This is a genomic window from Xenorhabdus sp. TH1 (genome assembly GCF_037260955.1).
GTDB lineage: Bacteria > Pseudomonadota > Gammaproteobacteria > Enterobacterales > Enterobacteriaceae > Xenorhabdus > Xenorhabdus griffiniae.
This window is the reverse complement of record NZ_CP147735.1, coordinates 238,181-252,011: the sequence shown is the minus strand read 5'-3', so window position 1 is coordinate 252,011 and position 13,831 is coordinate 238,181. Positions and strand designations below refer to the sequence as shown.

Below are 13,831 nucleotides of genomic sequence, written 5' to 3'. Positions count from 1 at the left end.
GGCAGTGCGCTGGGAAAAGCTGTACTGATCTTGTGGGTGAAAGTCCCACCGTAGAAGGTTAGCCAGACCACTACGTAGCGAGTCTTGCGTGTCCGGCGGTAACAAAGGAGACGAAGCGTAGACAGCGAAACACCCGAGCCGGAATCAAATGATGAACGTGATAGCTCCGAAATACATCTGATCGTGTGTGCCGATAGTTAGCCCAGCTAGCAGGCAACAGTTACTGGATGGTCATACTGGCGAATATCCATACAGCAGCACACACCGGAGCCGCAGGCGCCAGCGAGTTTGTAGAGAACAGTATGGAACCCAGGAGATCCTGATATTTCTCAATGGAGTGAGTATTTCTGGCGCAAGTGCAAAACATAAGGCCGGAGAAATGAGTATCAGGAAGTCGGAGTCAGTCATAGTAGTGATGAAGCGGGTAATGACCGTGGAACGAAGGGCTGGCAGACAGATCGAACGTGAGAGGGCAACAATGACCGTACACAGCAACGACGGAATTTCATGGTTAACGAAACTTGAGCATATAGGCGAGAAATCAGCAGGCAATAAGCAGCAAGTGTTCAATAAATTAGGGCATTTGTTGAACGGTGACATGCTGAAAGGGCAATTCCAGCGGCTGGATGGGAGTAAAGCGTGGGTATTGATCGCATGACAAAAGCCGCTTATGGTGAACATCTCGATGAAAACATTCAACGTCTCATTGTACGGATACGCAGAGGGACGTACCACCCTAAAGCAGCACGGATAACCGAGATCCCAAAAGAAGATGGGAGTAAACGGCCTCTGGCCATTTCGTGCATAGAGGACAAGCTGGTTCAGCTTGCGGTCAGTGACATCCTTAGCCGGATTTATGACCCGCTGTTTCTGCCCTGCTCTTATGGTTTCCGGCCGGGGCTAAATTGTCATACGGCATTAAGGGCACTACAGCAGCAAACATTCAGAAACTGGAATGGTGCGGTAGTGGAAATCGACATCCGAAAGTATTTCAACACGATCCCCCATATCGAGATGATGAATTTACTCCGGAAGACGATATCAGATCGACGTTTTCTCAGACTGATTGGGTACTGATAATGGCACCCATCATGATAGACAATGTGGTTTCCAGCAATGTCCGTGGGTGCCCACAAGGTTCAATCCTGTCACCCGTGCTTGCCAATATCTACCTACATCACGTGATTGATGAATGGCTTAACGAAATCAGCCACTCACATATTCGTGGTCGGGCAAGATGGTAAGGTATGCCGATGACATGGTGTTTACCTTTCAGTATCCCAAAGAAGCAAAGCGTTTCAATGAAGTTTTACCAAAGAGATTGAATAAATATGGTTTGGAGTTGCACGGTGACAAATCGCAGTTAATTTCTGCGGGACATGTTGCAGCAATGAGAGCCGATTTGTCAGGAAAACGGTTACCCACGTTTAACTTTCTGGGCCTTACCTGCTATTGGGGAAAATCGCGAAAAGGCTTCTGGCGGCTGAAGTTTACCAGCCGGGAAGATCGGTTCGCAGCCAAATTGAAGGGACTCAGAGACTTTCTCCGGAAGAACCTGAATACGACTGATATAAGGTTAATCCTGAATACTGTCATCAGGGTAGTCAGAGGCTGGATAAACTATCACAGTATTTCTGACAACCAGAGAAGAGTTGAGCAATTTATCTACCAAAGCAAGTGGATCGGTTCAACCGGAAAGGAGGCGTCGCCGGTTAACGTGGGAAAAGCTAAATCGAATCCTGAAAATGCTGAATTATCCACCTCGATGGAAAATACATTCAATGTTCAATTCTCGCTAAATATGTGTGGGGACACTGGTCTGTCGGGAGCCGGATGCGGTAGTTCCGCACGTCCGGTTCTGAGGAGGGGCTGTCTGGGTGACTGGACAGCTCTACTCACCCAATACCCTATACAGCGAAGGTTTAGTCGGCTCAATAATTTCAGAGACGCGTAATTTTCGGTCTGCAAAGTAGGCCGTAAAACGACCGTCATATTGCTTTCGGATCTCAATTTTCTGGTTGGCTATCGAATACCTGAGCGGGGAGTCGATCAGGTAAAACTGATTATCATAGCTGAGGGTGTGATCCCGGCGAATTTTTCGATATTCTTTCTGGACACAGGCATTCTCCAGACTGATATGAGCCGGAACCGGTTTAAATTCTGATTTGATGTTTTGCGCTTTCACGGCAATGTTTTTTTGCCAATAATCGGGAATAAAGACTTCCTGAAGGTATTGGTTAGCGCTGGGCATATCCGTGATATTTCTCAGGCGTAGCTCAGGCACGAGACGATCCTGGAACGTATCGAATGAACGCTCAATGCGCCCTTTGCCCCGAGGTGAATTGGCAAAAATGATCTCAATACCCAGTTCTTCACAGGCTCTTTGTACTTGCTAGAAGTGGCACCGCTTGGGACCGCCGAAGATCCCGGCTTTATCCACATACAGCGCTTTAAATACTCCTCTCTTTGCAATGTAGTCACGCAGGACTTTTAAGCAGCCTTCGGTGGTTTCGGACTCAAAAAACTCGGCATGAACTTCACTGGTAGCGTCATCAATGAGCGCGATTAAACAGGATTTTCTGTCACCGAACCAGCGATGGGGGTTGCCATCCATTTGGATCAGCAAGCCCGCTGATTCCATCCGTTCTCCCGCAATTCAGTGTAACGGAAAAAAGATGACACTGTTTGCCGTTGAAAAAGTATCACATCAGTTATATGTGTATTACTCTATCCGCTGATTCTATTGTCGATTTTCTATGTGCAATAATAACTCTTGTAATCTCCATTTTTTTTATCGCTTGATTTACAAATTGTTCTCCTTCGCTATCAAGATGGCTTGTAGCCTCATCCATAAAAATAATTCTAGGTTTACGATAAATAGCTCTTGCTATAAAAATACGTTGTTTTTGCCCCCCGGAAAGCCCTTCGCCCAACTCTCCAATTAGTGTTTCATATCCCATGGGCATTTTGATAATAATATCGTGAATATAGCTTGCCTTAGCACATTCTAACATCCATTCTTCATCTACATTATCAGTAAACCCACAAATATTTTCTCTTATTGATCCGGAAAATAGTTTATCTTCCTGCATTACACATGAAATAATTTTATAATAATTAGTAGTTCCCAAGTTTTTTATATCCTTACCATCAACCATTACCCTTCCTGATTCAGGTGTGAATAATCCACAAAGCACTTTTAGCAAAGTTGTTTTTCCTGCGCCAGATGGCCCTACAATAGCTACACTTTCTCCTGGCAATATAGTAATATTCAAGTTCCTGAAAATGTATTGAGACTGGCTATCATAGCGGTAACTCAAATCGATAGTACTTAAAGAAACAGGTTTTATATCATATGAATATAAAATATCTGGCTTATTATTCTCAATATCATTCAATGCGATATCAGAAATACGTTCATTGTGTAAGCTCATCATTCGAAATTTAAGTAAAAAATCTGTCAGTGATGCTATATGATCTGAAAATTGCCCTCTGAATAAACCGAAAGCTACAAACATACCTATTGTCATTTGATTATTGAGAACTAGGCTAGCCCCCAACCACAAAATAACAACTTGATCACATGCAGATATGAAGCTATTCACACCACCAAAAAAAAGATCCATTTTAGTGACTTTTATACCTGAATTAATTTTATCAATCATCAAATTAAGCCAATGTGCACTACGTCGCTCAATCATACCTTGTATTTTTACTGTGGATATTCCGTACAGTGTTTCCATAAAGTATGAATTCGCACGAGCATCTTTGACCAATACTTCCTCCGACAACTGGCGATAATAACTATATGTCAATAGCCTGATAATTACATATAACGATGTAAAACCAATAACAACCCAAGTTAGGTGTCCTCCATACAACACCATCATAATCAATACACCAATAGACATGATGCTGTCCATGATTGCGCCAATAACACTGGTGGTAAAAGTGGTTCTTAGAGTATCAAGAGATTCGAATCTGGACTGAATATCTCCTAGTTTTCTTCGTTCGAAATAATATAATGGGAGGCGCATAAGATGAGAAAATAAGCTAAATTTCCATTGAACATCAATTAGAGATTCCATTACCAATGATGACCAGCTTCGAATAATTCCCGTTAAAGTTCGTAGTAAAATAAAAAAAAATATTCCAGAGCATATTAGTGTTAATAGCCCATAATCTCCAGCAGGAATAACATGATCCATAACTAACTGTGTTCCAATCGGAATTACTAAATTGATGGTTTCGACTACAACAGATAAACAAAAAATCTTCGTTAAAGCCCCTTTTATTCCATGAATATTTTGGATTAGTGTTTTTAAATTGACTCTATTGCGTATAGTTTTAGTTGTAAACTGGCTATTAGGCCAAACTTCAAGCGCTACTCCTGTAAAATGTTTAGATACCTCAGCTAACCCAAGTGCTCTACGTCCTCTAGCTGGATCATGAATAATAATACTATTTCGTCTGACACCAACTACAACCACAAAATGATTAAAATCCCAATGCAATATGCAAGGCATTTTTAATTCACTAATTTCACTGAGATCTAGTGATAGCGCTCTGGTTTTCATTCCAAGTTGTTCAGAAATCATACTAACCCCAGCCAGAGTTGAGCCACGAGAGGAAATATTAAACTGCTGTCGGAGATAAATAAGGTCGATATTTTTTCCATAATATCCACATATCATTGACAAGCAAGCCAACCCACACTCTGAAGATTCTGTTTGATGTACTACAGGTACACGATCAAGCAAGCCTATATCTAATTTTTTTATTATTTTTTTAATTAAATAATTATTCATTAATAGGTCCCATTGCGCTATGTTTCACATCATATAGTGGTGAAAACATCCACTGATAAATTTTCCTTCTCTCAAGGAATAATGTAATTTGTGCTTTCATACCATTATCTAAGGTTAATAATTTATTTTTGTAATTTATTTTATTTTTTTCTGGTTTAACAATAACCTTATAATAAGGATTAGATAATGCATTGGAATTTCTAGGTGATCCCTGATATGTCATCATTTCTTGTTGAGACGCTGGGTTTTTTGAAATAATTTCTATTTTTCCAGAAAATTGGCCAAATTTTTCAGATGGAAAAGCTTCATATCTTATATTAACTTTGTCACCTATAGATATGTAAGGGATTCCATCATTAGGAACCCAAATGGTGAGATAATAATTATTTATTAATTTAGGAGTTATTTTTAATAAACTGTCACCATGATTTACCATTTGCCCAACGGTAACACTTAATGAATCTATTTTTCCATCAGATAATGCTCTTACAATAACCTCTCCTCCTGCATCTGTATTTATTAATTCTTTTTGTAATTCATAGCGTTGAAGTTCCATTTGGTAAACTCTATTATCAAACTCAGCAGATTGAGTTTGTATTTGGCTTTCAATGTCTGTTATTCGTATTGAATTTAATTCATTTTGATTATAAAGACTTAATAGATTGTTTTGATTTTGATAATACAAAGATATTTGATTAGTCAACTGATCTTTATTTATTAACCCTCTTTTTTGATAATCTTTATAATTCTCCATATTTTTTTTCATAATATTTATTCCTTCTTCTGCTTTTTCTATAATGCCAGAAGAACGCTCAAAAGCCGCATTGTATTTTTCTTTTTGTTTTTCTAAAGTGTCTAAAGTTGTTTTCTTATTTGAAATAATTCGAGATATAATATTATCAATTCGTTCAATTTGATTTTTTATATCTTTTCTTTGATTATCACTAACAACACCACTACGTGTACTTCTACTAGTATCTATTAAGTAAATAGGATCTCCCTTGCTCACTATATGTCCCTCAGAGACAAACTGTTTGATCACAAACCCTTGATTAGATGAATAAACATCAATAGCTCTTGGGGAGGTCGTAATTTCACCATTTACATTAATTCGTCGTGTATAACTTCCTGAAATTACAAACGTAAGAAAGGAAATAAAAAATAAGACACATAATGTAATTAATAGCCAAGTAGGAAAACCGGGCAGTAAAAGAGCTTTTCCTATCCATTTCGTTTTTTGATTATTTATGGCTTCCTGACGAAACAAAAGAAACCTCCTTTGTTATTAATCTGTTGATTAACATTAAATCCCTATTAATATAATTTAAACTATATTAAGAGCCTATCCCAATAGGATTTTATTCCAAACAATCATGGCACATGCAAAATGTAGCATTGCCTCATAGTTCTCGGTTTTTTCTCCCAACGTGTCAGCACTCGCCGAAAACAGTTCATCCAGCTATGTGTTCTTTCCACAACCCAGCGATGCGCCTTAAAATCGGTGGTTCTGGTAGCCATTAACTCCTCTTTATCTTGATTGGATATGAAGGTTCATAATGATGATTTTTCAGGTACGTTTCCAACCAAGCGGCTTCATAGCCTTTGTCCAGACATAAGTGCAGTCTATTGCCCGGCCTGCCTGTCTGAAGTGCATCGAGCGTATCAGCGACCAACTTGATATCATGGGGATTGGCTCCTGCGACAATCAGTGACAGTGGAAATCCGTTCGCATCGGTCATTAAGCTACGATTGACCCCTTGCTTTCCCCTGTCTGTCGGGTTTCGACCTGTTTTTTTGAACCTGCAAGCGGTGATTTTGTGATACAGCCATCCATCGACAGCCATAACCAGTCTATGGCATTTAATTGTTTGCAGGCCAGTAGTCCGTTTTGCCAGAACCGCTCAAAAACGCCGGCATCACGCCATTCCTGAAAACGGCGATGGGCCGAACTTGATGAGCAAATCCCCGTCGCATTCAGCGCATTCCACTGGCAGCCCGTTATGAGCACAAAGAAAATGGCGTTCATTGCGGCACGATTATCGACGCGTTTACGATGTGTTCCCAACGGATGATTTGTCTTATGCTCAGGAATGAGAGGTGCCATTCTTGCCCAAAGCCCGTCACTGATTTCCCACTTATTGTTTGCCATACTTTTCCCTCAAAAATGACCGTAACCGATTATATTATAATTCCTTTTGGGATAGGCTCTAAATAGACTATCATACTTAATGTAATACACAGTGGTGTATAAATGATATTTTTCAACGTTGATTTAAAAAATAATATCTCTCATCATTATTACTGTACTAAACCCCATGAAAAATAATATGGTTATAACATTAATAACCCGCCCTAACTGGCGTGAAGTGCAGTTCTTTACCAAGATCGTTATAAAGTACCAAAAAAAATAATCTCATTAAAATGACGCTAATTGCGGAGAACATGTAGTTATCTGTCATAAAATGAAATTCCAAATTTGATGCGGAATGACAATTATAAAGGATAGTTTTTTATAGAGTAAATCTCCGGTAAAATAATTTTACGAAAATTTCATTTATAGTGCTATTCAGCGCTTGTATGAATCATACTATATTGTACCTATATTTTGTTACCCATACAAAATGATATTCAATCTGAAATACCGTGTAGCTTCCGTATCTGTAATCCATGTTGCACCTCCGTTACAACACAGTAACGCAGCTAAAGCTGACCGATTAAAGTCGGGAGTTTTAACCTTTCATATGGAAGAATAAACTCAACATTAAAAATATTTCAATGCTGTAGGATACTTCCTTACTTCTCAAAAAATGAGAAGTAAGGAATTTTCATAATATTAAGTGTTTTTTATTAATTTTTAGGGGGAGCAGGGGGTTTAACAACAAATGGTGGGAATTTAGTAGGCCAGTTTCCACTCCTTAAAGTAGGAGCAAGCTCTTTTACAGGTTTAACTGCTTGTTCTGAACCTGCGCCTGAGATAATAGACATTATATCTTTATTAATTTCTTTCATATAGATCCCTTTTATTATACAGAGTAAAAATTGTTATTTATTTCTGATGCTACAATCTTGGATATTAACAGATAAAAAACAAAAAGCACTAAAAATATAAAAAAAATGAAAACCATATTGAATGATTGTAACTAAATGAAATAAATAATAAGCTAATCAATAAAATATCATTAAATTAATCGCATGTTATTTTTTTAAAAAAATTAGATATAATTTAGAAAATACATTATTTTAAATTAAATTATTTTTAGAGTAGGATTTTGGTTAAATAATTTGGTCATGCTCCCAATGATTAGATATTGTGATAAACTCCCTGCTTTTTATTATTGGTGAAAGATGGCTAAAGTTGATGTGGTTTGTCGTTACTGTCATAAAACAGACGCGGTAAAAGCACATGGAAAAGGGCGAACTGGGCATCCCTATCACTGTTATGCCTGCCGGAAAACTTTTCAACTGACCTATACCTACCAAGCCTGCAATACCGGTATGGAAGAGCAAGTTATTGATATGGCAATGAATAACGCCGGGGTCAGCTTGGAGGCCGGGTAGAGTCGAGATGTGGCGCGGTAATTTTGCAGGTCAGGCATATCTGTTGCCGCCTCTTTCGATTGGCGGTGCCTTACTGTCCTGACCATAAATCCCGTTTCCACTCCCCCGCTCATCGAACCGGACGTGCGCTTCTAACGCATCCGGCTCTCGGACAGAATCATGCCTTCGCCCACGAAAGCCTCTGCGAGAGCTTCGGTAACTGGATGAGTCCCAACTGATTGTAGAAGTACTCATCAGGGTATCGCTTTAACCTTTTGCTTCGTTGCTTATGTTTCTTGCAGAACCACCGATGCAGTCGGGTTGTGGTGTAGCGATCTATGAACCGATACGACTGTGTGACAGGGCCTAACCTGAAGTAGTTAGTCCAGCCCCCAGTTTCTGGTTTAACCGCATAACCATCTCACCGGCATCCATCTACTCCATGTTCCTGCTGGTCTGGAGTCTGACAGATTCGATCATCCACTTAATGCTCTTCTTTGAGGGACGAGTTGAAGTGGTCAATAAAAATTGGTCACTGACTTAGAGGCTTCCCAAAATAATCGTTCTGAGTCATTGGGGGTTAATCCGTTGTTATACCAGTGAGGGCGAAGCTGACTGTAATAACCTGTTATATACTGAGTGATTGAATATCTGGCTGCCATAAAATTTGCATATCCCTTAAAGGCACCCATTCGCTTTTCAAGCTCCTGAAAAACGTTCCATTGGGCTGTTATCCCAACAGTTTCCCCGTCGGCTCAGGCTTTGTTTGATACCGTATTGCTGTAATAATCGCTTAAATGCTTTTCTGGTATACTGGCATCCCTGATCGCTGTGAAACATCACACTTTGTGGCTTTCCTCTTGATTCAAATGCCATTGTTAAGGCTTTTTTCGTTAACTCAGAGTCGGGCGAAAATGACATCGCCCAACCGATGGGTTTACGCGCAAATAAGTCGAGAACCCCCGCTAAATACGCCCAACGTTGACTTGTCCAGATGTCGGTGTGTCACCACACCAAACTTGATTGGGTTCCGTAACAGCAAATTGGCGGTCAAGATAGTTTGGAATATCAACATGTTCCTGCTCCTATCGTGAATACCGATGTTTGGGGTGTTGACGACTGACCAGCCCGAGTTCAGCCATCAGTTTTCCGGCCCGCCATCGGCCTAATGGACTCCCCTCAAGGGTGACTATCGAGGCAATCGTTCGTGCTCCGGCAGAACCATGACTCTTGTTAAAGACTTTACGAACCCGGCTTTTTAGCGTTACACGAGCAGAGTCTGGCCGCTTGACTCGCTTGTGCCAGGCCTGATAACTACTGTGATGAACCCCGAACAGTTGGCAAAGGGAAGCCACCGGATAATGCACTCTGAATTACTCGATTAACGAGAACTGTTCAGGTAGTACGACATCAAGAGTGCTGAGGCTTTTTTTTAATACATCGTTTTCCATTTCAAGGCATTGCAGTTTCTTTTTCAGTTAACGTATTTCAATTTGCTCCGGCGTGATGGGTGAGGTTTTGGGTGATTGGCCTTGTCGCTCCTGTTTTAACTGGCAAACCCAAGATTCCATTGCCGATTTACTCACATTCATCGCCTTCGTAGCTTCTCTTATGCTGTAATGCTGGTCAAGGACTAGCTGGGCAGATTCCAGTTTAAATTCGGGGCTGAAACGTCTTTTCATCATGTCACCTATTTGCGTGTTGAAGTGAGAATATCACCTCTATAACGGTGACCAAAATCATTGAACCACATCACAGATTCTTTTCTGCCCAGAGCCGTTTTTCATCCAATAATGTCTCCATTGGTGTACGTCCGCAGCACATTTTACCTTGATGAGTCCGTTCATGATTGTAATGCCATAGCCAGTCGTCCAGATCTGCCTGCAAATCCACCATATCACTGTAAAGCTTCTTGCGGAAAGTGTCTGATAAAACTCCTGTAAAATCGTTCTCTGGAAGCGTTCGCAGATACCATTCTCGCCTTGGTTTTCGTATGGTCAATATCGTTGATAGCCAAATACAGCTCATAATCATGATGCTCTACGCGACCACAGTACTCGGTTCCCCGATCGGTCAGTATTCTCAGCGTCGGCAATGCCTGAGTTTCATAGAACGGCAAAACACGGTCATTAAGCAGGTCTGCGGCAGTGATCGGCGTTTTGCTCGTATGCAGCTTACAATGGGCAACTTTGGAATAGGTATCCACAAAGGTTTGTTCTGGGCTTTTTCTCCAGCGCTGCAATTTGGACTTCGTTCAGAATAACTCCTTCTGTAGCGACTTTCTTTTCGAACTCTTTCAGTCGGTTGAGGAAATTTCCCAAATCATGCCGTTGCCAGATAGAGCGAACCCCGCTACCGGAAACAGAAATCCCTTTTTGACGTAATTCATTACTGGTCCGGTGCTGCCCATGCACAGGAAACTCAACCGCATATTCGACTACCGTCCGTTCGATAGCTTCATCAACCCGATTCTTCAGGTTGGGGACACGGCGATCTTGATTAATCAAGGCATCAAGGCTGCCTTCGGCCACCAATTAAAGGTATCCCGTGAAAAGTCCATTATTTGGCAAGCTTTCGAGACATTACCGAGTTCTTTAGCAAGATTGAGCAAACCGGTTTTGTGTTTGATAATAGAGTTGCTAGTATGAAGCATGAGAGTTACCTCGTATTTTGTATAAGGATTCGATACCCATATAGCAAAGTCGGTAACTCTCAACCTTTCAAGGTTCTGTGTCAGATCAAATTGTGACTAATACAGATAATAAGAAATCCTTATCAAAACATCTCGATGAAATATACACCTATATTGAAAATAACCGCATGATGATCCCAAATTACGGTGAAATGTATCGCTATGGTGAACCCATTTCTACTTCATTTGTCGAATCGACGATCAATGAAGTCATCGCTAAACGGATGGTAAAAAAGCAGCAGATGCAATGGAGCCAGCAAGGTACGCATTATTTAATTCAAACCCGCATAGCGGTACTCAATGATGATTTGAAAACCCAATTTGAGCATTGGTATCCGGGCATAAAATTAGGTGACGAAGCGGAGCATTCTTGGGCAGAAAAGATGGCTGCATAAGTGCCCCAGATTAAAGATACAAGATGGGCGCCCTCACCCTGTACCAATACACAAAGGTATCATAGCAACCAAAATAAGTAACTTGCATAAGTATCCGATATTAACACCTGTATGGTTCTTATTTAGATTAAATAAAACAGCCAAAAGCACGAGTCCGATAAAAATACCATTTCAACCAAACAAAAAATAATATTGATATGAATTAATATCAAGTTTATTTAGAGGGTAAATCATTCCTAATGTAATTAACCCGAGCACTGATTAATGCGACAGAACCATCAGAATTATCAATCAAAACACGATATATTACCCGAGCACTACTTAATGCGACAGATAGGGCGAGAGCGTGAGTGCTTAAATTAAAAACAACACGAACAATATCCAAGCTATTTTGGTGACAGGGTGTGTTAGTTTGCTCTAAATTCAATCTAATTGAGGGTTGTTTTTGCGCCAATTGTGTTCATAAAACGTTCACACTCTCGCCCTGATGCGGCAGAACCAAGAACATGAAACCTTTGAACGCAAAGGTCAGTAAAGCGTTATTGCGGCAATGTTTAATTAGTAAAAATTTAAATATTTGAGCCTCATAGCATCAAAAAGATGATTTAAGGTTTCCTCAAGGAAGATGCGTTTCACTTAATCGCAACCTCCATGGTGAACATAAAAAAACTAGGCTATTCAATGAATAAAGATAATTTTTTACATTCTAGTATAGTGGATGCTTTTGAGCAAAGTATCAAGAATAACCCAGAAAAAGTTGCAATATTGGGTGATAAAATAGAAATTACATATTCCCAGCTTCAAACTGAATCTGATTTGGTTGCACAAAATTTGTATAATCGAGGTTTCATTGGTTGCACGATATGTATTGATATAACTCCTTCTCCTGAGTTAATAATATGTATTCTTGGGGTTTTAAAAGTTAATTGCTCGTATATTTGCTTTGATAATAAAACCCCATTATCTAGAAAGCGGAATATAATTAAACAATCCGAATCAAAATTAATAATATCAAGTAAAAATGATGTTTGTGATTCAATCCGATTTGATGAATTATCTGCTAAAGTCGAAGTAACTGGTTTCAAAACAGCCAAAAATAAACTTACTACGATTATTTATACATCTGGAAGTACTGGAGAACCAAAGGGAGTTATGGTGAGCCATGAGAATATACTCAGTTTTATCGAGGCAACAAAAAATATAGATGGTACAGATCGTATTGCACAGTTTTCTTCTGTGGCATTCGATGCTTTTCAGTTTGAATTATGGAGTGCTCTATTAAACGGAGGAACACTGTGTTTAATGCCACCTGAAGTGTGGTCAAATCCACACAAAGCTCAAGAATCACTCAAAGATCTAGAGGTAACCACAGCGTTTATCACAACCGCGTTGATCAATGCAGGGGTTCTCCCTTATTTTCAACATATCGATAGCTTCAATCGCCTTTTTTTTGGTGGGGAGCCATTAAAAAACAACATCATATCAGATATCTTTAGCAAGCTCGATTTTGAACTAATTCATTGCTATGGGCCAACTGAAGCATGTATTTGGAATGTTACCTATCCTGTAACTCATGACTCATTCCCTTTGCCTTTAGGCAAACCTTTGAGTAACGCCACGATTAAGCTCGTAGATGAACACCTAAATGACATTACTTTACCCAATGTACATGGCGAAATTTTGATTGGTGGTCAATGCGTTACTCTAGGTTACTTTAAGGATGCGGTACAAACTCAGGAAAAATTTATTGAGATAGATCAGCAAAGGTATTACAAAACCTCTGACATTGCTTATTTTAATGAGGAATGCTTACTGGTTTACTCGCACAGAACTGATAACACCATTAAGTTCAATGGCTTTCGTGTCAATCTGACTGAAATAGATAATATGGTGATGCAAATAGATAAACAAATCTGTTCAGCCACTGTTTTGTACAAGGATAACCTACAAGATCAGATCATTACGTTCTATTGTGCAAGCGAGTTAACTGAGTCTGATATTCAAAGCTGGCTATCGCAGCACCTTCCACGCTACATGCAACCCAACCGTTTAATCAGAGTTAAGCAATTTCCGCATACCGTTAGCGGCAAGGTTGATAGAAAAGCCTTATTGGCACAAATCACAGATGCGTGCAAAGCGAGCGATACCCACGACGCGCCTGATATAGACGGGCAAATCTGCCAAATTTGGAGCAAGTTACTAGGCACCAATGACATCGACCATGATGACAGATTTTTTGATGTTGGCGGAAGTTCGGTGTTGATCTTAAAGCTTCAAAGAGAAGTGAATAAAGCCTTTAAGATAAAGGTTAGAGTCACAGAGTTGTTCAAAAAACCTTCCATCAAGGAACAGGCAGAGTTAGTCAAATCTCTTGTTTGCCAATAATTAATATGTTAACG

At 39.9% G+C, this 13,831-nt stretch carries 7 protein-coding genes and 7 pseudogenes; 4 read left to right on the top strand and 10 right to left on the bottom strand.

All coding sequences use genetic code 11. From position 1 onward, the window contains the following. The first annotated feature begins 478 nt into the window (after window positions 1-478). Window positions 479-1,799, top strand: a pseudogene (locus WDV74_RS17925) (reverse transcriptase domain-containing protein). 110 nt (window positions 1,800-1,909) lie between these two features. Here WDV74_RS17925 and WDV74_RS17920 read toward each other — a convergent pair. The 7 genes and pseudogenes from WDV74_RS17920 to WDV74_RS17890 all read right to left on the bottom strand — a co-directional run. Further along, window positions 1,910-2,647 (bottom strand): annotated as a pseudogene (locus WDV74_RS17920) (ISNCY family transposase); the annotation flags it as partial. Between the two features lie 64 nt (window positions 2,648-2,711). Next, a complete protein-coding gene (locus WDV74_RS17915; RefSeq protein WP_338885726.1) occupies window positions 2,712-4,808 on the bottom strand; it encodes a peptidase domain-containing ABC transporter in 2,097 nt (698 codons plus the stop codon). Further along, window positions 4,801-6,075, bottom strand: coding sequence for an HlyD family secretion protein (locus tag WDV74_RS17910; RefSeq protein WP_338885725.1), 1,275 nt, complete (start codon window positions 6,073-6,075; stop codon window positions 4,801-4,803). The genes WDV74_RS17915 and WDV74_RS17910 overlap by 8 nt, the downstream gene beginning before the upstream one ends. 250 nt (window positions 6,076-6,325) lie before the next feature. Beyond that, a complete protein-coding gene (locus WDV74_RS17905; RefSeq protein WP_338885724.1) occupies window positions 6,326-6,652 on the bottom strand; it encodes a transposase in 327 nt (108 codons plus the stop codon). Further along, the gene (locus WDV74_RS17900; RefSeq protein ID WP_338885723.1) at window positions 6,547-6,957 is read right to left on the bottom strand and encodes an IS5 family transposase; all 411 of its coding nucleotides are present in this window, start codon (window positions 6,955-6,957) and stop codon (window positions 6,547-6,549) included. Before WDV74_RS17900 ends, WDV74_RS17905 begins: the two co-directional genes overlap by 106 nt. 436 nt (window positions 6,958-7,393) lie before the next feature. Further along, window positions 7,394-7,477, bottom strand: a pseudogene (locus WDV74_RS17895) (IS200/IS605 family transposase); the annotation flags it as partial. A gap of 178 nt (window positions 7,478-7,655) precedes the next feature. Further along, entirely contained in the window at window positions 7,656-7,817 is a 162-nt protein-coding gene (locus WDV74_RS17890) for a hypothetical protein (protein WP_338885722.1), read from the bottom strand. Between the two features lie 336 nt (window positions 7,818-8,153). On the opposite strand from WDV74_RS17890, the pseudogene WDV74_RS17885 reads away from it, so the two are divergent. After that, window positions 8,154-8,348, top strand: a pseudogene (locus WDV74_RS17885) (IS1-like element transposase); the annotation flags it as partial. Window positions 8,349-8,396: 48 nt separating this feature from the next. Here WDV74_RS17885 and WDV74_RS17880 read toward each other — a convergent pair. From WDV74_RS17880 to WDV74_RS17870, 3 genes and pseudogenes are all read right to left on the bottom strand, one after another. Next, window positions 8,397-8,600: a hypothetical protein gene (locus WDV74_RS17880; protein ID WP_338885721.1), complete on the bottom strand. Its 204-nt coding sequence runs from the start codon at window positions 8,598-8,600 to the stop codon at window positions 8,397-8,399. 263 nt (window positions 8,601-8,863) lie between these two features. Beyond that, a pseudogene (locus WDV74_RS17875) lies at window positions 8,864-10,030 on the bottom strand (IS3 family transposase). Between the two features lie 67 nt (window positions 10,031-10,097). Beyond that, window positions 10,098-10,998, bottom strand: a pseudogene (locus tag WDV74_RS17870) (IS481 family transposase). A gap of 113 nt (window positions 10,999-11,111) precedes the next feature. Between WDV74_RS17870 and WDV74_RS17865 the strand changes: the two are divergent. Further along, window positions 11,112-11,432 (top strand): annotated as a pseudogene (locus tag WDV74_RS17865) (ISKra4 family transposase); the annotation flags it as partial. A 681-nt stretch (window positions 11,433-12,113) separates the two neighbouring features. Further along, a complete protein-coding gene (locus tag WDV74_RS17860; RefSeq protein ID WP_338885720.1) occupies window positions 12,114-13,817 on the top strand; it encodes a non-ribosomal peptide synthetase in 1,704 nt (567 codons plus the stop codon). Window positions 13,818-13,831: the final 14 nt, after the last annotated feature.

What these genes read in the sequence shown, in the direction of transcription:
- WDV74_RS17915 (WP_338885726.1), bottom strand. Translation starts at nt 4,808, where the DNA reads ATGAATAATTATTTAATTAAAAAAATAATAAAAAAATTAGATATAGGC.
- WDV74_RS17905 (WP_338885724.1), bottom strand. Translation starts at nt 6,652, where the DNA reads ATGGCTGTCGATGGATGGCTGTATCACAAAATCACCGCTTGCAGGTTC.
- WDV74_RS17900 (WP_338885723.1), bottom strand. Translation starts at nt 6,957, where the DNA reads ATGGCAAACAATAAGTGGGAAATCAGTGACGGGCTTTGGGCAAGAATG.
- WDV74_RS17890 (WP_338885722.1), bottom strand. Translation starts at nt 7,817, where the DNA reads ATGAAAGAAATTAATAAAGATATAATGTCTATTATCTCAGGCGCAGGT.
- WDV74_RS17880 (WP_338885721.1), bottom strand. Translation starts at nt 8,600, where the DNA reads ATGAGTACTTCTACAATCAGTTGGGACTCATCCAGTTACCGAAGCTCT.
- WDV74_RS17860 (WP_338885720.1), top strand. Translation starts at nt 12,114, where the DNA reads ATGAATAAAGATAATTTTTTACATTCTAGTATAGTGGATGCTTTTGAG.